Here is an 18772-nt window from a genome sequence, read left to right as displayed (position 1 = left end):
TGCGCGCCGCGACCACACCCACGCAGGGCATGGCACACCCAAATAATGTTGAAAGGAAACGGGCATGGCTCCACGCACAAAAAAAGACACGATCACCGTCACTATCGACGGCCTCGAAATCACCATAGACAAAAACATCGGGGACAATTTTGAGCTAATGGAACAAATGGCAGGCTCATCAGAGGACCCACTGGCACTGGTCAAAGTCCTTACCGACGTGTACGGGAAAACACAGCTTGCGCGCATCAAAAAACATATCCGCGACAAACGCGGATACGTTTCCACCGAAGAAATATTTGAATTCTTCGCACAAACAATCAGCGCAGCACTCCCAAACTAGCAATGCTGCTGGGAGCAGCAAGAGCAGCCCCAGCAGAACTTACCGCAGACTTCCAGCGCTTTTACGGCATCCCCAACTGGAAAACACTCCCACCATCTCACGCAGCCGACCTATGCGCAGCCATGATTACACAACCCGAATCATGGACCCATCGTGCGCTGAACCCCCACTGGCAATGGGCCTACCTGCACAACCAGTGGGGCGTGAGAGTCGCAGACGCGCTCGCGTGGTTGCAGTGGGCGAAAACAAAGGATGGGCAGAAAAATCGTAATCTCCCTAAGCCTTTCCCTCGCCCGACTTTTGGTGAGAAGAAGTCCTCGTATGTGGGGTTGCCTCTTGATGAGTTGAAGGAGTTGCTCGCAGCTCCTCGCCAGTCTCGGTAGCACTTATGCGCGCCCTAGGGCCTTGCCGGTTCTGGGGCGTGTTTTTAGTGGCGCGCGTGGGCGGACAATAAAAGTTTGACAAGAGAAAAAGAAAGGTGCGGAGCCGGTGGCTAATGGGATTGAACTGGGTACCGCATGGCTGCACGTGGTCCCATCTTTTCGTGGCGCAGCCAAAGCGCTGAGCGCTGAGTTTGGGGCTTTAGATACGTCCACCTTGTCGAAGGCTTTGGAGGATGCTCCTAAAAGCTTTGCGGGCAAGATGCGTTCAGTGATGGCTGAGGGTAAAGCTCAGGTGGATCAGGCGGCTTCTGCCGTGCAGGCTGCATCCGCTAAGGCTCAGGCCGCGTCCGAGCGTGAGGCTAGCGCTGTTGAGAAGGTAAAGCAGGCTCGTGAAAGATTGAATGCGGCGACTGAGGCTGCTGCTCAAAAGACGCGCGCGTATGAGGCTGCGGCTCAATCGGCTTCGTCTCGTGTGAGCGCGGCGCTGGCAGGTGAGGCTGCTGCAACCGATCGGGTTGAGGTCGCTAAAAAGAAGCTGGATGAGGCTGTGCGCCTCTATGGGGCAGACTCTAAAGCAGCCCTCGCGGCTTCTGCGCGTTTTAATTCTGCTCTTGCGGCTCAGCAAAGCGCGACCGCTAGGGTCACGGACGCGAAAGCGAAACTGTCCGCGAGTTTGGACAGGGTAAAAAATGCTGGTAACGGCGCGCAAAACGAGCAAAAGAGACTCACTCAAGCTTTAGGTGAAGCAAAAAAAGCCTCCGAGGAGTCCGCAAAAGCGGCATCAGAACTCGCTGACGCGCAAAAACGCGCCTCACAAGTCCATCCTCCGTCCGCGTGGACTAGTGCTTTACATACTCTAAAATCAAGCGCGGATCAGGCCGCACAGTCTCTTAAGCAGACGTTGGGGGATGCGTTTAAGAGCGCGGGCGCTGCCGCAGGGGTAGGTATTGCGGCTCTTGGCGGGTTTGTCGCCTCGTATGCGGGTGAAGCGATAGCAGCAAGTGATGCCACTGACAAATTCAAATCCACCCTGACTTTCGCTGGTCTTGGCTCAGGCCAGATCGAGGAGCTGACAAAAAGCGCGCAAAAGTACGCTGACCAGACAGTGTACGATCTCGCGGACATTCAGGGGATTACGGCTCAGCTGGCAGCTAATAGTGTCCCTGATTTTGACAAGCTCGCTCAGGCCGCAGGAAATTTGAACGCGGTTGCCGGTGGTAATAAGGAGACGTTTAAGAGCGTGGGTATGGTGCTCACGCAAACAGCGGGCGCTGGCAAGCTTACTGGTGAAAACTGGCGGCAGCTTTCTGATGCTATCCCCGGCGCGTCCGGCAAAATCAAGGACGCGCTCAAGGAAGCGGGCGCATACACGGGCGATTTCAGTAAGGCTCTTTCCGAAGGCCAAGTCAGCGCAGAAGAATTCAACAAAGCGATTGTGGACTTGGGGTTCACTGACGCGGCTACGGAAGCGGCGACCTCGACAAGCACGTTTGAGGGCGCGTGGGGCAATTTTGAAGCCGCGATTGTGAGTGGACTCAAAGGCATCATGGAGCCCATCAAAGGCCCAATCACCAGTGCTTTATCAACGTTGGCGGACAAGTTCACGGCAAGTTTTGAAAAAATCAAAAACATTGTCACTGGCGTCACTGAAATTTTTACCAGCGGGGATTTTAACCCTGCCTCATGGGGCGAAGGCATAGAAGAAGACTCACCCATCATTGATTTCTTGTTCACGGTGAAAGAAAACCTGAACAGTATCATCAAGGGGGTTCAGCCGGTTGCTGGCGCTTTGGCAGGAATGCTTGGCCCGCTCTTAACTAAACTCCCCCTGATCGGTGGCGCGTTTTCTGGGCTGACTGGGCCTGTTGGCCTAGTGATTGGTTTGTTTACGCAGATGCTGACCAACAGTAAAGACCTACGGGATGCTTTTGGGGAGGCTTTTAGTGTTGTCGGCAGCGTTTTCATGCAGCTTTCCCCTATCATCACCGAGATCATGGGGATTCTTGGGCCGCTGCTGGGCCAGTTGGGGGACATTCTAGCGCCCCTGATCGTCACGATAGCCAACAGTGTCGGACAGGTACTTCTTACTGTCCTGCCTCAGCTGCTCCCGATCATCCAGAAAATCGGCGATTTCATTAGCGCTTTAATGCCCGTGCTTGAACAAATCGTTACTATCATCAGCGAGCAAATACAAACGCTCGTGCCGATCATCATTCCCCCGATCGAACAGATCATTACAACCATCGGCATGCTGATTGACGCGATAGCACCGTTTATCCTCCTGATCGTCCAACAACTCACACCTATCATCCAAGCACTCATGCCCATAGTCACGAACGTGTTCACAGCGATAGGGACAACCATTAGTAGCGTGATGACCGTCATCCAAGGCATCATCAACACAGTCATGGCCCTCATCAAAGGCGACTGGGACGGAGTATGGGAAGGCATCAAGCAAATTTTCAGCGGCATCTGGAACGGCATCCTCGGCCTCATCCAAAGCGTATGGAACGCCATCAAAGCCGTATTCAACTTTGGACTCACATTCGTCAAGACCATATGGGACGGAGCATGGAACGCCATCAGTAACCTTTTCGGAAACATCTGGACCGGCATCAAAAACGCCGCCTCCAAAGGCGTCCAATGGGTCATCGACACCGTCACAGGCGTAAAAGACAAAATCACCGGATTCTTCTCCAACGCCGGCAAATGGCTCTGGGACTCAGGCAAGAAAATCATCCAAGGCCTCATCGACGGCGTAAAAAACATGTTCAACAACGCCAAACAAGCCGTCAGCGACCTACTCGGCGGCATACGAAAACTCCTGCCATTCTCACCCGCAAAAGAAGGACCCTTCTCAGGCAAAGGCTGGACACTGTACTCTGGCCGCTCAATCGTCGAAGCGCTCGCAGTGGGTGTGAGGCAAAAGCAAGATGAGTTTGCTGATGCTGTGAAAGAAACGGTTGCTGCTGGGGCTGCTGAAATCAGTGCGCTACCGGATGCGGCTTTTGGTGTGGATGCGTCGATGAGGTCATCTGATGGGGCTGGTCCATCGGACGTGATGGGTGTATTTGCTTTACTCGTAGAGCAGGTGCAGCAGCTTCGAGCTGAGCTGCCCGCAGTTATCGAGGAAAATACGCCGGTGATGAGTGCGCGTGATTTGGCGCGAATCAGATAAGAAAGCAAAGACGAAACAGAAAAAGGGGGGCGCGTGTATGAGTGCGGTGACGCTGACAGTTGGGACGCAGTTTAACTCTGAGGTTTTTCACCTGTCAGGGCAGGGCGGGTTGCATGTGGAAACAGGCGTGGCTTTGCGCGGGTATGCGACAAGCTATCAGATAGAAGGCCAGTCGTTGAAAGGCGTGTCTCGTCCTGCCCGTGAAATCCAACTACCCGTTAAAGGCGTTGGAGCTGCTGGGGCTGCTGAAATCGAGCGGCTCATGCGCGCGGCAAGCCTGTCTTTAGATGTGGCACCCTCGCTCTTATCTGTCGATGGGTGGGAGCAGTCCTGCCATATCCCGAAAATACAGGTCGATAGGGTCACTCCTGCTATCAGCGGTATCACACTCACACTCGTTCTACTGGACGGGTACTGGGTAAAACAGGGCGCGCCTATCAGCGTACTCAGGGCATCAGCGTCAGAAACCTCTCTTGACTACCCCTACGACTATCCGCACGATCTAGCTTCCCACGCCTCACAAAAACATTTCGGTGATGAGGCGAACCCGTATGCGGCAACACACATCCTGCCCCTCATCCGTATCTACGGGCCTGCAACCAACCCCGCTATCACCATCGGAAGCAACACGTACCGCGTCACAACGGACATTCCGCGCGGCGCATACCTCACCATTGACCCTCGGGCGCGCACCGTCATTCTCACGGCAGAAAACGGCGTGACCACAAACGTTTTCAACCGGGCCGAACGCGGTAGCGGCGCAGGCAGTGGAAACTACATTTTCCAGCCGCTACCACTGACGCGACTCCTTATCGCGTACTCAGGCGAATTTGATTTCGAGATCATCCCCTACTACAGGAGGCAGCACCTATGGTAAGCGCGCACACAACCCCGCCCCTAGTCGTAGCAACCCCTGCGCGTGAACCAATCTGCGAAATCACCAGCTACACACTCGACCTCGCCTACGGAGAAGCTGAAAACAACTTCGAGCTACGCACCAAAGAAAAACTCCAACCATCCTCACTCATATGGATAGACGGAACCGCCTATGGTGGCATCATCGACACCATTAAAATCGACTCCGCAACCAGCAGCGACTACACCTACCACGGGCGCACATGGCACGGCATCCTCGCCACCCGAATCATCACACCACCCCCGGGGCAGGACTACCTCACCGTAGAGGGCAACGCCCACCACATCCTTACCCACCTTATCGCCACCACAGGGCTCGCCAACGTTTTCACCGTCAACCCCAACCCCTCCCAAATCAGCGCAACCGCCTTCCAATTCGACCGATACACCACCCTTCTCGATGGCCTACACAAACTCATCAACACAACCGGCGCTAAACTCACCATCACCTGCGCAAGCAACACCATCACCCTCACCATCACCCACCGCGCGCTCATTCACGCTGACAGTGAACTTGCGACCTTCACCGCCCTTGCCGACCATGCCCCAATCAATCACCTCATCGGGCTAGGCTCAGGCGAACTCAAAAACCGCGAGGTCATCCACCGCTACGCCGATGCCGCCGGAAACATCTCCACCACACAAACCCTTACCGGCATACACGAGGTCCAAGCCACATACGAACTCTCCGACAAAACAGGAGAAGAACTCGCCCAAAAAGTAGAAAAAAAGCTCAAAGACCTACAAACTGGGCGAAACTCAATCGACCTCGAAATAACCGGCGACGCAGCAGCAATCGACATCCACGACACCATCACAGCCCAACACGCAACCACCGGGATGCACACCAGCGCAACCGTCACTAAAAAAATCATCAAAATCTCCCCCACAGGAGTAATGACAGTCAGCGTCGATGTAGGGCAACCACAAAGCACAAACACCAACACCACCACGAACACCAACAGCCCCCACACCACCCCCGGCCCACCCGGACCACCCGGAGAACAAGGACCACCCGGACCCACAGGAGAACAAGGACCACAAGGCATTCAAGGAGCCCAAGGCGCTCGCGGGCCTGCCGGGTCAAGCGCAAGCATAAGGATCGGCAGTGTCACCACCGGCTCTCAAGCTCAGGTCATTAATCGTGGCAGCAGTACTGATGCGGTGTTGGATTTTGTGATTCCTCGCGGTGAATCAAGCGGCTCAAATGCGAACAGTAGTGATCTTTTCAAAGCGGCCTACCCTGTGGGCGCGCTTTTTCACTCGACGAGGCCGGCCGACCCGTCCTCATATGCGCCCGGCACGTACTGGGTGGCGCGCGATTGTATGGATGGTTTTCTTTTTGAAAGGACACGCTAGATAGTGAAAACAATGAATTTAGCCCGATACTCGTGTGATCGGTGCGGCACAAGCGCGATTATCGCGCACGGCGACTCGGTCGCGCAGTGGCACGAGGTCAAACGAATTGACGCGGCAGAAACAGAAACAACTCGCCTGTACTGCGAGTCATGCTACCGAGCATGGCGGCAACTCCAACAGCGCCACGATATCGAGTACCAGCAGTTCATGACTACAGTCGAAACAGGAGATCAATCATGACAGTAGAGCTTGTGACCGGCAAGGCCGGGACCCCGCACATCTCATCAGAGGACATCGGAATGTTTCAGGGGGCCACGAGCGGGTTTGGTGTGGTGCGCCTACCTACCGCGCAGGACTCCTACCCGAGCGTGACACTGCTGGACGCGAACCGCGTTCAAGTCCCGGCCATGCACCTTTTGGTTGATGGGCGGTATGTGCGCGTCACCTCTACTGAGACTGTGCGCATCGACTCAGGCAGCTCAGGACGCAAACGCATTGATCTTGTCTGTGTGAGGTATGAGCGTAACGCGAGTAGCGGGGTAGAAACCGCGTCCCTGAGCGTGCTGAAAGGCTCGCCGGTCAGTGAGAACCCGCTGGCTCCGCGCGCAACTGGCGGAATCTTGTCAGGCTCACTGATCGCGTACTATCCGATAGCGCAGGTCACGATCAACGGGATCACACCCGAAACCCCGATCATGCTAGGAGAGCAAGGCGGCTTTGGCAGGAGTCAGAAAGTCGCGTTGAATTTCGCTCTTGAGGCATCCAACGTGCGCTCAATCGAGGTGCGTTCAGTGCGACGCACAGGCGACGTGGTAACCGCCATGCTGGATATCGATTTCCCGTACTGGAATGCGCGTAAAGGCGAGTGGTGGGTGATCGGCACTATCACGGATAAAAGCCTGTGGCCGGATACGAAAGCCCCCGGCCCACTATGGACCACGTTTGACCCGTATGTGTACGTCTACCCCGACGGAAAGTTGTACCTGCAGTTTGGGCGTGATGTGAATGGCTTTGGCGGCAAGTGGGAAACAACGCTCGTATGGCACCTGAAATCTTAAACGCTGCTTGGTGAAGCCCCGGTTTTTATACCACCCCCAACCACTCATAGGTCGGGGGTTTTCGTGTACCTGAAAAATTTTTTAAGGAGAAAAGACTATGTCATCTTACGAAGAGATTACGGCTTACACGTCGCCCGCATACACGAGCGGAAGGCCCTACGGTATCTCGTGTATCGTGTTACACCATTGGGGCGACCCCGCTACACATCCTACGTTTGAGGGTGTGGTGTCCTACCTGACCCGCGCTAGCGCGTCCACGAGCGCGCACTATGTGGCCGAAGCTGGGCGCGTGGCGTGCATCGTGGACCCGGATAACCGCGCGTGGCACGCAGGAGACGGTATCGGGGTCGGCTCAGCTGGCAACGACAAGGGAATTGGTATCGAGTGCAACCCACGCGCATCCGAGGCTGACGTAGCAACAATTGCGGCACTGGTAGCTGACCTACGCGCAGTCTACGGTGATCTACCGATCAAAGTTCATTCTGATTTTGTGCCCACCCAATGCCCCGGCGCATACCGTGACCTCGTAGGCCTCATCGACGGTTTAGCGCGTGGAACCGCCTCGTCAGGGACCATACCGCCGCGCCCTGAAGCCTTGGCCCCCATTTACGCGGGGGACAGTATCGACGCTCTCGCGCGTCGTGCCCTTGCTGGCGACTTCGGTAACGGTGATGAGCGCCGAGCAGCGTTAGGCGACGCATACGACGCGGTTCAGGCACGAGTCAACCAGTTGTGCGGTCTTGGTGGCCCCTCCCAGCCCGCAGGTGTGGACGCTGTGGCACGTGACGTGATAGCGGGTGCTTACGGCAACGGGCAGGAGCGCTACGAGGCGTTACGCGCGGCGGGCTACGACCCAGACGCAGTGCAAGCCCGCGTCAACGAAATACTAGGAGCAGCCCCTGACCCCGCGCCCTCTGCCGGACCTGACATTGAAGCGCTCGCACGCGCCGTGATACGCGGCGAGTTCGGTAACGGTGATGAGCGCCGAGCAGCGTTAGGTGACGCATACGACGCGGTTCAGGCACGAGTTAACCAGTTACTAAGCTAAGGAGAAAGGACAATAATCATGGAAGCGTATATGAGAACATCGTTTTGGCTCGGGGTAAGTGAGCGGGCCATTAAAACAGCGGCGCAAGCTCTGCTTGCTGTTTTGACCACAGGAACAGTGGTCTGGGGGCTGGACTGGGGCCAAGCGGTAGGCCTTGCCGCGACTGCTGCGCTTATCAGTGTGCTCACCTCGATAGCGGACCCGAACTCAACCGACGTACACAAAACCACATTCACACCAGAAAGCGCGGATTGATGCTGGCTGACATTTTGCAAGCCCTCGGCGGATTCACAGGACTAGGCGCACTGATTGCTGCCACAGCCACATGGCGACAAATGCGACCCAACCACGGCTCCAGCATGAAAGACGCAATCACCCGAGTCGAACGAGGCCTGAAAACCCTCGACCATCGTATCGGAGCCGTAGAACACCGCCTCACACTCCTAGACGAAAGACTCACACTCCTAGACGAGCGGGCCGAACACACGCACGAACACATCGAACACCGCCTGTCCCACCTCGAACACAACAACCCGCAACAATAAAACAAACCACCCCACCCACGGGCACTCACCCGCAGGGCGGGGTGGCTTTTGTGTTTTTAGGCTTCTCTTTTACCATGCAGGTCTGTACGAGCACCACGACCGGGGCGATTGGCTAACCACTCATCAATGGTTTCCTCACTCCATCCACTAATGTTCTTTTCACCCTCTGTTATGAGTACGTCAGGAGTGGGTAGGTACCCGTTTCTACGGTAACTGGACGCGGTGTTTTTTGTGATTCCCGCGCGTGCTGCTAACGCGGATAAACCTAGGTAGTACGTAGGCTTGCTCATTTTTTCTTCCACGTGAAAACGAGAGACGAAATGCTTATCCCTAAAGAAGTACCCCATAGTGCCCAGATTAGAGCGATCCACTCAAAAGCAAGGCCCCGCATAGTCAGGGTAAGGAGTGATCCTAAAGCCAGAACGAAAGCAAGACAACAAAGCATAAAGGCTCGCGTGTTCATGCGTATTCTCCTATCATGAGAATAAGAGGAAGGCGGGGATATTTCTGTTAACCTGAAGGGGGAGGGGTCGAAATCAATTAGTCTGTTTTCGACCCCCGCCCGTTTACTTGCGGTGCTTACCCGGACCTTGTGGTGGCCCCACGGCAATTATTAGTCCGATAACCGAAACCGTAAGGCTTGCAACCGAAATAATCAGGTTCACAATCTCCATCCCGTCCTCCTATCTTCAATTAGTATTTCGAGGTTTACCTCGCTAACACATATAACTATAAACCATGCATGGTGCTATGTCGAGTTGTGGAACAGTGTTTTATATTTCCACTGGCATACGCGCCGCAAGCTCGCGATCACACTCCGCCGCTGCACGCTGGTAAACCATCACAACCTCCACATCCTTATGCCCACCACGCGCCATAATCTCCGCGATAGTCACTCATCATTAGGTGAGTTCTGATAAAAGAGGGATTATTTCTGTCAGGAATGAATGGCTACAGCAATGGCTACAGTAACGACTAAGTCTGCGAAAATCAGAAGTAGTTATAATTAACTTTTCGTTGCTGTCAAACCTTTTTCTATTGGTGCCCCGAACAGGATTCGAACCTGCGGCCTTTCGCTCCGGAGGCGAACGCTCTATCCACTGAGCTATCGGGGCCAACGTCGGGTTAGTTTATCAGTCTTTTTGCTTGAAAGTACAAAACCACGTCACAAAGTTCATTTTTCCTATGAAATCTTTTTCGGATCGATAAGGAAAATAAATACTGCAGGTGCTGCCTGAACAATACTCATGAGCAACACGAGGAACGAAAATGGAATGAATCCTTAAAAGAACTGTGAATATTGACATGCCACAGGCTCGTGTACGTGGATGTAGTAGCCAGAAACGGGCGTATCATTCTACGATTTACAGGTGACTCCTGAAGAACTTGCTGCTTTAATTCGTATAACACTTGTCGATGCCCTCCACGCGGGGACGCTTTCTCTTGACGAAGATGACATTCCTGCCGCGGTAAAAGTTGAACGTCCACGCAACCGCGATCACGGTGACTGGGCCACCAATATTGCTATGCAAATGGCAAAGAAAGCAGGGATGGCTCCCCGCGATTTTGCAACCCTCCTTGCAGATATGCTTTCGAGCCACGAGGGAATTGACAGCGTAGAAGTCGCAGGACCAGGTTTTATCAATATTCGTCTTGCCGCAGCATCAGCTGGTGAACTTGCCCGCACAATTGTCCAGCTTGGCAACGAATACGGGCGCAACGAAAGCCTCAGCGGTACGCATATTAACTTAGAATATGTGTCCGCAAACCCCACAGGACCTGTTCATTTAGGCGGTGCACGCTGGGCAGCAGTTGGTGATTCACTGGCCCGCTTAATGATGGCATGCGGCGCGCACGTGACCCGCGAGTATTACTTTAACGATCACGGGTCACAAATTGACCGCTTTGCCCGTTCACTTCGCGCTCGTGCTTTAGGACAAGACGTTCCTGAAGACGGATATGGCGGACAATACATTACGGATATTGCCACCCGAGTCCAAGCTGATGCAGCACAGGCTGGTGAAGCAGACCCCGCTACTTTGCCTGAAGCAGATTCTATTGAAGCTTTCCGTCGTCGTGGTGTGGAACTCATGTTTGATGAGATTAAAGAACGTCTGCGCACATTCAATTCAGAATTCGATGTGTTCTTCCATGAGGATTCTTTACATGAATCTGGTGCAGTAGCACGCGCAATTGATGTGCTCCGTGAACGCGGAGAAGTTTTTGATAGTGAAGGTGCTGTCTGGTTGCGCACAACGACATATGGTGACGATAAGGACCGAGTCCTCATTAAATCCGATGGACAAGCAGCCTATTTTGCCGGTGATGTCGCCTACTACTTGGATAAGCGCTCGCGTGGTGCAGATACAGCAATTTACCTGCTGGGAGCTGATCATCATGGGTACATCGGGCGAATGATGGCGATGTGTGAAGCATTCGGTGACCAGCCGAACGTCAATATGCAGATCCTCATTGGACAAATGGTGAACCTTGTGAAAGATGGGGAACCTGTCCGTATGTCTAAACGTGCGGGAACAATTGTGACCCTTGATGATCTTGTAGATGCTGTGGGTGTAGATGCGGCACGCTACGCCTTGGTTCGCGTATCAATGGATTCAAATTTGGATATCGATGTCAATCTTTTAGCATCGCGTACAAATGATAATCCGGTGTATTACGTTCAATATGCTCATGCGCGTACCTGTAATGTGGCGCGTAATGCTGCTGAACATGCTGTGACTCGTTTAGCTGGTTTCGTTCCTGCTGCTTTGGACACGGCAGCGGATGCTGAGCTGCTGGGGGTTTTAGCGCAATTTCCTGCGCAGATCGCGCAAGCCGCTCAACTACGGGAGCCTCATCGTTTAGCTCGATACTTAGAATCTGTCGCAGCGACCTATCACACATGGTATGGGCAGTGCCGTGTAACTCCGCGTGGTGAAGACCCTGTGGAAGATTCTCATGTGGCACGCCTGTGGCTTAACGATGCGGTGACGTGCGTACTTCGTTCAGGTTTAGATTTATTAGGTGTGAGTGCTCCTGAGCGAATGTGACCAACTGACGGATGGTACTGACCGGTGAAATAATTCTGACCTCCTGAAAGGGATGAACCATGGGTGAGGCTCTTACCGACGGTGATCAGTTTCCTGTAGGTTCCTTAGTGTGTCCAGAGCCGACAGAGCGCCCTGATCTGTGGCCTTGGAGCGCTGTACGTGATTCCGAGGGCGTACTTTCCATTGGTGGAGTGCGTGTGAGCGATATTGCGGAAAACTTTACGACCCCCGTTTATGTGGTTGATCGTGCTGATGTTCGTGAGCGTGCACGTATGTGGGCGCATGTCATGGCTGAGGAATTCTGGGAAGGCTACGGCATGAATGGAGGTGATGCTTTCTATGCGGGGAAAGCATTTCTGTGTGCCGATGTTATCCGTGAAGTAACAGCAGTTGGAATGGGCGTGGACACTGCTTCCTTAGGGGAACTCACATGTGCTTTGCGTGCAGGCATTCCTCCACAAAACATTGGATTACATGGAAATAATAAAACGGATGAGGAAATTCGTGCAGCTTTATCTGCGGGGAATTTATCCGGTATTGAGCGTATTTTCATTGATTCTTTGCATGAAGTGGAACAGGTGGAACGTATTGCCAGTGAACTTCACGTAAAAGCGCGAGTCATGGTTCGTGTGAAAACAGGTGTTCATGCAGGTGGGAATGAGTACATTTCAACCGGTCATGAAGATCAAAAATTTGGTGTTGGAATTGCTGACGGGCAATTAGATGCGGTGATTGAAGCAATCCAAGCGAGTTCTCATATTGAGCTGCGCGGCTTGCATAGCCATATTGGGAGCCAAATTTATGGTGCAGAGGCTTTTGTGGAAGCTGCACGTATCATGTGTGCATTAACTGCACAGGTCAGTAAGCGTGTGGGCTATCCACTGCCTGAATTGGATTGTGGTGGGGGAGTTGCTATCGCTTATTCGGGACATGATGCATGTGCGCCGTCTGTTGCTGAGGTTGTGCGTGCTTTAGCGATGGCGATACGTGATGAATGTGCGCGGCATGATATTCCTGTTCCGCGTGTATCCGTTGAGCCGGGGCGTTCTGTTATTGGGCCGACAACAGTGTCGGTGTACCGTGTCGGTGCGACAAAAGATGCGACCATTGATGATTCTGGTGCGGTGCGCCGTTATGTAGCGGTTGATGGTGGAATGTCTGACAATATTCGTCCGGCTTTATATGGTGCGCGCTATACGGCAACATTGGGTCAACGCGTATCGGATGCCCCGCTTGTGCGTTCCCGTGTGGTGGGGAAGCATTGCGAATCCGGTGATGTCATAGTATGGGATGTTGATTTACCTGCGGATGTGCGTGCTGGCGATCTGTTAGTTGTTCCTGTAACTGGCGCATATGGTTACTCGATGGCTTCAAATTACAATATGATGACTAAACCGGGGGTTCTTGGTGTAGAGTCCGGTCACGCACAGTGGATGATATTTCCGCAGACTTTAGATCATATGCTGTCCTTAGATGCATCTATGTAAGTTTTTTTAAGGAATTAGATAAGGTCTTTCATGGTGAAAGAATAATCGCCGCATTCCCGTGCGATTTTTGTGTGAGGGAGGCTGTTTCACACGTAGTTCCTTAGTGAATATGGCCGCGGATACTGAAAGAAAGTGTGTGACTTTCACCTGGCTGCAATTCGATGACATCTATCCCTGAGTTAAAGGCATTTGGAGGGCAGGTCATTGGTTCAACTGCAATGCTGCGGCGTCCGAGTTTCTCAGCAGAATACACTTGGACCCATGGTGTTGCCGCTTCAATTTCAACCCATTCATCCTTTTCCGGTAAAGCCAATCGCACGGCCCATTTTTCGTTGGGAAGTCCTGTGAAAGCATGGTCGATAGATTGAGTGCTCACCAGACGTGGAGTGCGATAATCAAGGTCTAATTGCTTGGCTGCGCACAGGCCAACAGGTATGAGGTTGTCATCAGTTTGCGCTACGTGGGTTGCTGGGATTGACAGTACGTACTCATCTGCTGGTGTCAGTCCAATTGTGAGGTAGGGGTGCGATGATACGCCATAAGGAGCAGTTTCCTTACCCGTATTTTTCGTTGTGATGGAAACAGATAATCCAGTATCTGCGTGCAGGGCATAGGTAACCCAGCATTGCAGTGTCCACGGGTATTCATATCGAGGGGCAATGAACGCTCCAAGGGTTGTTGAATCGTGGTCGGAATGAATGATGTGCCAGTCAGTCCACGCCATGAGGCCATGTAAAGCGCATCCTGTGGTCGGTTCATTGATGGGCACATCGTAGCGCGTGTTTTTCCAAGTATATGAGCCCCCTGCAATACGGTTAGGCCACGGAACCAGTGTTTTTCCGAGATAGCCGAGAGGAACTTCATCAACGGAATGTGGGTGGACCAGATCTTTTCCGTTGAGTGTGAGTCCAGCAATGCCTGCGCCGACACTGACAATACGGGCAGTGTATTCACCTGAAGTGAGTGTCACTTCTGTTCCTGAAGCAGCGGGAGTCATTTTTCCTCCAATGGATACGTCCTTTCCTTCTAGTGTCTCATGTCACCCTTGCGTTTGAGTGCAGCTAAGTGATGTGTGCTGAGAAGCTACCGTACTTATTTCTTGAGAAAAGTCTTATTTTTTGTTTTTGCCTCTCTTGACCTTCACCCTAGTATGTGATTCTCCTCATTTTTTCTTTGTGTGGTGAGGATCTGCATATCACATCATCAGCATATGGCCGCTATTGTCGGAATATGACCATTCTTCCCATCACGATTGTTGGTGAACCAGTTCTGCATACGAGCGCACAAGAAGTGTCCTCTATCGATCAACAGATACATACTCTTATTGACGATATGCAACAGACGATGCACGCTGCGCCAGGAGTGGGTTTAGCTGCTCCTCAGGTAGGAGTAGGGCTGCGAATATTTACGTGGCATTATTCTGGGTCACACCCTTATGATCGTTTTTTACGTCGCCATGCTGGTATTGATATTCCAGATCAGGGCCGTTCCGGAGTAGTTATCAATCCTTCACTTGAATTATCTGATTTTCGTGAGGAGGCGCTTGACCGTGAAATTGAACGAGAAGGTTGCCTATCGGTACCCGGTTATTCTTATCCTCTGAGACGCGCAGATCATGCTATTTTGACAGGATGTGACGAGCAAGGAAATCCTCTGCGTATTGAAGCCTATGGGTGGCTTGCACGCATTTTTCAACATGAATTCGATCATCTCAACGGTACTTTGTACTGTGACCGTGTGAACGCGCCCTACGATGAGGTGGTAAGTCGTGCCATTACTCGTGAAGGCTGGGGAAAACCCGGTTTGACGTGGGTTCCACCCAGCCACTGAGGAAATATTTCACTGCGCAATACTTGGATACGCGGCCGGGATGATGTGACAGATCCTGTTTAGTAGACAGTAAAACCCCGGTTACGGAAGATACGACGAACCTGATCGGTGCGTTCAGCTGAAGGGGGACGCACATCTGTGAGTGCGTACTCTAAACCTAAAGAGGCCCACTTATCCATACCCATTTGATGGAAAGGAAGCACTTCAACGCGGCTGACAGATGACCAGCGTGAAATAATGTCGGCAACTGCTTCAATATTTTCAGGTGCGTCTGTGAGGTCAGGAACAAGGACGAAACGCGCCCAGATTTCAATTCCTAAAGAGGAGAGACGATCACCGAAATCAATGGTGGGTTGCAATTGTCGACCGGTGACTTGTGTATATGTTTCTGGAATGCCGGATTTAACGTCTAAAAGAACTAAATCAACATCCTGAAGCATTTCATCGGATGCGGCAGCACCTAAGAAACCGGATGTATCAATTGCTGTGTGTATCCCCATTTCTTTTGCGCCGCGGAGAATACGCGCTGCAAAAGCTGGCTGCATGAGGACTTCGCCACCAGAAAGCGTAATGCCGCCTCCTGTTGTGCGAAAAATACGACGATAACGACGGATACGCCCTAAGATTTCGTCGGCTTCGACAGGATGACCGTCACGCATGCGCAAAGTGTCAGGATTGTGACAGTACAGGCATTGGAGGGGGCAACCATTGAGGAATATGGTCAAACGTGTACCGGGGCCGTCAACTGCAGTGACGAGCTCCCATGAATGAACTGACCCGAGGGTTCCGGCCCGCATACGTTCAAGTCGTTCGGTGCGTTCAATATCGGTCAGTTCAGTAAGGCCTTGTGTTCCAGCACCGGAAAGACGCGCTGTCGGTGCTTGGAAATTCTGGTCGCCCATAACAGCTGAAGCATCAATAAAAGTGGCGGTCATATTTACGGAACTTCCCTCAAAAATACGGACGGGATGAGTGTGGCGCCGACCCACTCATAGGACGGCGCCACGAGGATATCATTCAGAAATCAGGCTGAGTGATGGAAGGTACGGGACAGAACATCCAGTTGCTGTTCGCGGGTGAGCTTAACGAAGTTCACTGCGTAGCCTGAGACGCGAACAGTGAGGTTCGGGTACTTTTCGGGGTGCTCAATAGCATCCTCAAGTGTGGCGCGATCCAGCACATTGATGTTGGCGTGGTATAAGCCAGCACGGTGTCCGCGTTCTTCACGAGCAGCACGCATTGCAGCAAGGCGTTCTTCGTAGGTCTTGGTAGCCATGATTTTTCTCTTTTCTTCAGTGGGTGTATAGGGAATGAATATCAGTTTTGGACGGTGCATTCGCAGCTGTCGTCTGGGACGAAACCTGCATCGAGAATTCCCACGAGGTTGGTTACTTGTTCGTCTTTTGTGCGACCAAGACCGGAGGGAGTAATCGTGTTGGTGAGCGAAATTCCGTCAAGAGCATCGTTGTAATCAAGTTTACCGACGGACAGCATAGAAGCGACCATGCCGTGCGTGTCAATGCCATTTTCAGGGTTTGCACCGGGCGCGAAAGGTGTTCCTGCGCGGTGTCCTGAAGGGAAGTTACCTGTTGCTTTTCCGTAGACAACATTGGATGTAATCGTCAGAACGGACTGCGTGGGAATGGCATCGCGGTACATGGGGATAGCTTTGATCTTATCCATAACGGTATGGACAACTGTCGCGGCAATATCGTCAGCGCGGTCATCGTCATTACCGTAGGTTGGGAAGTCGCCTTCTGTCACGTAGTCAACAATCAAACCGGTTTCATCACGAACCGGTGTGACCTTCGCGTATTTGATAGCAGAAAGTGAATCAGCAACGATTGATAGACCTGCGATACCGCAACCCATGGTGCGAATGATCTCAGAATCGTGCAGGGCCATTTCAATGGATTCATATGCGTACCGGTCATGGCAGTAGTGGATAATGTTGAGAGCTTCAACATAGGTGCCAACTACCCAGTCAAGCATTTCTTCGTACTTGGCCCAGACCTCATCAAAATCAAGTGGCCCATCGCCTTCAACAGGTGCGTATCCTGTGACGATTTGCTTACCTGACATTTCATCACGGCCACCATTGATGGCGTATAGCAGTGTCTTTGCTGCGTTTACGCGAGCGCCAAAGAACTGCATTTGCTTGCCGACGCGCATCGGAGAAACACAGCAGGCAATGGCTGCGTCATCGCCCCAGTGTTGGCGAATCTGTTCATCTGCCTCGTATTGGATGGAGGAGGTTTCAATGGAAATTGCTGCGCAGAATTCCTTGTACCCATTTGGTAGATTTTCGTCCCAGAAAATCGTGATATTCGGTTCGGGTGCAGGGCCGAGGTTGCGCAGTGTTTGCAGCAGTCGGAATGAAGTCTTGGTGACTAGAGTACGTCCGTCCTCACCAAAACCAGCATCTGACCATGTTGCCCAGTAGGGGTCACCAGAGAAGATCTGATCGTAGTCAATGGTGCGCAAGAAGCGTGTGATACGGAGCTTAATGACAAGAGCATCAATGATTTCTTGAATATCAGATTCAGTTACTGCTCCGCTGGCTAAGTCGCGTTCAAAGTAGATGTCAAAGAATGCTGAGAGGCGGCCGATAGACATGGCTGCACCATCTTGTGATTTCACAGATGCGAGGTAGCCAAAGTACGTCCACTGCACAGCTTCTTGGGAGTTACGAGCTGGTCCAGAAATGTCGAAGCCGTAATCAGCGGCCATTTTCTTGAGTTTCTTCAGGGCTTTAATTTGCTCTGAGTGTTCTTCACGGTAACGTGCCCAGTGTTCTGAGAATGGTTGATGAGCAACAGCATCTTTATCTTGTTGCTTCCATTCAATGAGCTGGTCAACACCGTAGAGAGCAACACGGCGGTAGTCACCGATGATACGGCCTCGGCCATAAGCATCAGGTAAGCCGGTGATGATATGTGAGGAACGTGCCGCACGGATGCGGGGGGTGTAAATGTCGAATACCGCGTCGTTGTGTGTTTTGCGGTACTGGGTGAAGATTTTCTTGACTTCAGGATCGACTTCTTTGCCTGCTTCTTTAATGGCGGTTTCCACCATGCGCCAGCCACCGTTTGGCATCATTGCGCGCTTGAGAGGGGAGTCTGTTTGTAAACCAACGATGACATCATCATCTTCGCTGATATACCCGGGAGCAAAAGCGTCAATGTCTGCAGGTGTGTGGGTGTCAACGTCGAGGATACGTACTTTACGTTCAGCGCTGAGGTACTTGTCTTCAAGAGTTTGCCATACGCGCTGTGTCTTTTCGGTTGGGCCGGATAAGAAACTGGCGTCGCCTTCGTAGGGTGTGTAGTTGCGCTGAATGAAGTCGCGGACATCCACTGATTCTGTCCATGGACCGTATTCAAAGCCTTCCCACGCAGCGGCTGTGTCTGCTGGAGCGGTCTGCTCTGTCATGATTCCTCTTCTCAGATGTTCCCACGTTCTATAGGTGTAAACGTCGGTACGTGTGGCCGGTCGGCACTTGTAACGTCCTGTAAGACGTCTATTCCAGTGTGGCGCTCTTTCAAGGTAAAAGAGGGAGAAAAAGGGAAAAAAATCTAT

The 18772-nt window shown here is 52.5% G+C and carries 19 protein-coding genes and 1 tRNA gene; 13 read left to right on the top strand and 7 right to left on the bottom strand.

The window, feature by feature from the left end; genetic code table 11:
• The first annotated feature begins 64 nt into the window (after nucleotides 1–64).
• From LRP57_RS04490 to LRP57_RS04445, 10 genes are all read left to right on the top strand, one after another.
• Nucleotides 65–340, top strand: a complete 276-nt coding sequence (locus LRP57_RS04490; RefSeq protein WP_231205342.1) for a hypothetical protein — start codon at nucleotides 65–67, stop codon at nucleotides 338–340.
• A 2-nt stretch (nucleotides 341–342) separates the two neighbouring features.
• Nucleotides 343–723 (top strand): DUF5361 domain-containing protein, encoded by a 381-nt coding sequence (locus LRP57_RS04485; RefSeq protein ID WP_231205341.1) that lies wholly within the window; start codon nucleotides 343–345, stop codon nucleotides 721–723.
• 106 nt (nucleotides 724–829) lie between these two features.
• Nucleotides 830–3901, top strand: a complete 3072-nt coding sequence (locus LRP57_RS04480; RefSeq protein WP_231205340.1) for a phage tail protein — start codon at nucleotides 830–832, stop codon at nucleotides 3899–3901.
• A gap of 37 nt (nucleotides 3902–3938) precedes the next feature.
• Nucleotides 3939–4778: a hypothetical protein gene (locus LRP57_RS04475; RefSeq protein WP_231205339.1), complete on the top strand. Its 840-nt coding sequence runs from the start codon at nucleotides 3939–3941 to the stop codon at nucleotides 4776–4778.
• Nucleotides 4772–6175, top strand: coding sequence for a siphovirus ReqiPepy6 Gp37-like family protein (locus tag LRP57_RS04470; protein ID WP_231205338.1), 1404 nt, complete (start codon nucleotides 4772–4774; stop codon nucleotides 6173–6175). Before LRP57_RS04475 ends, LRP57_RS04470 begins: the two co-directional genes overlap by 7 nt.
• 3 nt (nucleotides 6176–6178) lie before the next feature.
• Nucleotides 6179–6415 (top strand): hypothetical protein, encoded by a 237-nt coding sequence (locus tag LRP57_RS04465; protein WP_231205337.1) that lies wholly within the window; start codon nucleotides 6179–6181, stop codon nucleotides 6413–6415.
• A 59-nt stretch (nucleotides 6416–6474) separates the two neighbouring features.
• Nucleotides 6475–7233, top strand: coding sequence for a hypothetical protein (locus LRP57_RS04460; protein ID WP_231205336.1), 759 nt, complete (start codon nucleotides 6475–6477; stop codon nucleotides 7231–7233).
• Nucleotides 7234–7330: 97 nt separating this feature from the next.
• Entirely contained in the window at nucleotides 7331–8281 is a 951-nt protein-coding gene (locus LRP57_RS04455) for an N-acetylmuramoyl-L-alanine amidase (RefSeq protein ID WP_231205335.1), read from the top strand.
• Nucleotides 8282–8311: 30 nt separating this feature from the next.
• On the top strand, nucleotides 8312–8536 hold the full coding sequence (locus tag LRP57_RS04450) for a holin (RefSeq protein WP_231205334.1): 225 nt from the start codon (nucleotides 8312–8314) through the stop codon (nucleotides 8534–8536).
• Nucleotides 8536–8826, top strand: coding sequence for a flagellar motor protein (locus LRP57_RS04445; protein WP_231205333.1), 291 nt, complete (start codon nucleotides 8536–8538; stop codon nucleotides 8824–8826). The genes LRP57_RS04450 and LRP57_RS04445 overlap by 1 nt, the downstream gene beginning before the upstream one ends.
• Before the next feature lie 56 nt (nucleotides 8827–8882).
• On the opposite strand, the gene LRP57_RS04440 is transcribed toward LRP57_RS04445, so the two are convergent.
• The 3 genes from LRP57_RS04440 to LRP57_RS04435 form a co-directional block, all read right to left on the bottom strand.
• Complete coding sequence (locus LRP57_RS04440) at nucleotides 8883–9116, bottom strand: helix-turn-helix transcriptional regulator (protein WP_231205332.1); 234 nt, start codon at nucleotides 9114–9116, stop codon at nucleotides 8883–8885.
• 483 nt (nucleotides 9117–9599) lie between these two features.
• Complete coding sequence (locus LRP57_RS08270; RefSeq protein WP_269213847.1) at nucleotides 9600–9722, bottom strand: hypothetical protein; 123 nt, start codon at nucleotides 9720–9722, stop codon at nucleotides 9600–9602.
• Nucleotides 9723–9865: 143 nt separating this feature from the next.
• Nucleotides 9866–9941, bottom strand: a tRNA-Arg gene (locus LRP57_RS04435).
• 255 nt (nucleotides 9942–10196) lie between these two features.
• Here LRP57_RS04435 and argS point away from each other — a divergent pair.
• Together argS and lysA are read left to right on the top strand one after the other, a co-directional pair.
• The gene (argS, locus tag LRP57_RS04430; protein WP_231205331.1) at nucleotides 10197–11876 is read left to right on the top strand and encodes an arginine--tRNA ligase; all 1680 of its coding nucleotides are present in this window, start codon (nucleotides 10197–10199) and stop codon (nucleotides 11874–11876) included.
• A 59-nt stretch (nucleotides 11877–11935) separates the two neighbouring features.
• Nucleotides 11936–13363: a diaminopimelate decarboxylase gene (gene lysA, locus LRP57_RS04425; RefSeq protein ID WP_231205330.1), complete on the top strand. Its 1428-nt coding sequence runs from the start codon at nucleotides 11936–11938 to the stop codon at nucleotides 13361–13363.
• 100 nt (nucleotides 13364–13463) lie between these two features.
• Here the strand turns inward: lysA and LRP57_RS04420 are convergent, their stop codons facing one another.
• A complete protein-coding gene (locus LRP57_RS04420; protein ID WP_231205329.1) occupies nucleotides 13464–14360 on the bottom strand; it encodes an aldose-1-epimerase in 897 nt (298 codons plus the stop codon).
• Between the two features lie 233 nt (nucleotides 14361–14593).
• Here LRP57_RS04420 and def point away from each other — a divergent pair, with 233 nt between their 5' ends.
• Nucleotides 14594–15193 carry a peptide deformylase gene (gene def / locus LRP57_RS04415; RefSeq protein WP_231205328.1) on the top strand — a complete coding sequence of 200 codons (600 nt, stop codon included), beginning with the start codon at nucleotides 14594–14596 and terminating at the stop codon, nucleotides 15191–15193.
• A 59-nt stretch (nucleotides 15194–15252) separates the two neighbouring features.
• On the opposite strand, the gene pflA is transcribed toward def, so the two are convergent.
• From pflA to pflB, 3 genes are all read right to left on the bottom strand, one after another.
• Nucleotides 15253–16128, bottom strand: coding sequence for a pyruvate formate-lyase-activating protein (gene pflA, locus LRP57_RS04410; protein WP_231205327.1), 876 nt, complete (start codon nucleotides 16126–16128; stop codon nucleotides 15253–15255).
• A gap of 89 nt (nucleotides 16129–16217) precedes the next feature.
• A complete protein-coding gene (gene grcA2, locus LRP57_RS08265; RefSeq protein WP_269212659.1) occupies nucleotides 16218–16469 on the bottom strand; it encodes an autonomous glycyl radical cofactor GrcA2 in 252 nt (83 codons plus the stop codon).
• A gap of 41 nt (nucleotides 16470–16510) precedes the next feature.
• Nucleotides 16511–18625 carry a formate C-acetyltransferase gene (gene pflB, locus LRP57_RS04405; protein ID WP_269212658.1) on the bottom strand — a complete coding sequence of 705 codons (2115 nt, stop codon included), beginning with the start codon at nucleotides 18623–18625 and terminating at the stop codon, nucleotides 16511–16513.
• Nucleotides 18626–18772 lie beyond the last annotated feature (147 nt).

Origin of the sequence: Schaalia sp. lx-260, assembly GCF_021083645.1 — a bacterium.
In the GTDB taxonomy this organism is placed as follows: domain Bacteria; phylum Actinomycetota; class Actinomycetes; order Actinomycetales; family Actinomycetaceae; genus Pauljensenia.
Note: the sequence above shows the minus strand (reverse complement) of the source record. Positions and strands in the feature narration are given on the sequence as shown.

Bases quoted from the DNA above. Each gene is read 5' to 3' on its own strand.
- LRP57_RS04490 (WP_231205342.1), top strand. From the start codon at position 65: ATGGCTCCACGCACAAAAAAAGACACGATCACCGTCACTATCGACGGC.
- LRP57_RS04485 (WP_231205341.1), top strand. From the start codon at position 343: ATGCTGCTGGGAGCAGCAAGAGCAGCCCCAGCAGAACTTACCGCAGAC.
- LRP57_RS04475 (WP_231205339.1), top strand. From the start codon at position 3,939: ATGAGTGCGGTGACGCTGACAGTTGGGACGCAGTTTAACTCTGAGGTT.
- LRP57_RS04470 (WP_231205338.1), top strand. From the start codon at position 4,772: ATGGTAAGCGCGCACACAACCCCGCCCCTAGTCGTAGCAACCCCTGCG.
- LRP57_RS04460 (WP_231205336.1), top strand. From the start codon at position 6,475: ATGTTTCAGGGGGCCACGAGCGGGTTTGGTGTGGTGCGCCTACCTACC.
- LRP57_RS04455 (WP_231205335.1), top strand. From the start codon at position 7,331: ATGTCATCTTACGAAGAGATTACGGCTTACACGTCGCCCGCATACACG.
- LRP57_RS04450 (WP_231205334.1), top strand. From the start codon at position 8,312: ATGAGAACATCGTTTTGGCTCGGGGTAAGTGAGCGGGCCATTAAAACA.
- LRP57_RS04445 (WP_231205333.1), top strand. From the start codon at position 8,536: ATGCTGGCTGACATTTTGCAAGCCCTCGGCGGATTCACAGGACTAGGC.
- LRP57_RS04440 (WP_231205332.1), bottom strand. From the start codon at position 9,116: ATGAGCAAGCCTACGTACTACCTAGGTTTATCCGCGTTAGCAGCACGC.
- lysA (WP_231205330.1), top strand. From the start codon at position 11,936: ATGGGTGAGGCTCTTACCGACGGTGATCAGTTTCCTGTAGGTTCCTTA.
- LRP57_RS04420 (WP_231205329.1), bottom strand. From the start codon at position 14,360: ATGACTCCCGCTGCTTCAGGAACAGAAGTGACACTCACTTCAGGTGAA.
- def (WP_231205328.1), top strand. From the start codon at position 14,594: ATGACCATTCTTCCCATCACGATTGTTGGTGAACCAGTTCTGCATACG.
- pflA (WP_231205327.1), bottom strand. From the start codon at position 16,128: ATGACCGCCACTTTTATTGATGCTTCAGCTGTTATGGGCGACCAGAAT.
- grcA2 (WP_269212659.1), bottom strand. From the start codon at position 16,469: ATGGCTACCAAGACCTACGAAGAACGCCTTGCTGCAATGCGTGCTGCT.
- pflB (WP_269212658.1), bottom strand. From the start codon at position 18,625: ATGACAGAGCAGACCGCTCCAGCAGACACAGCCGCTGCGTGGGAAGGC.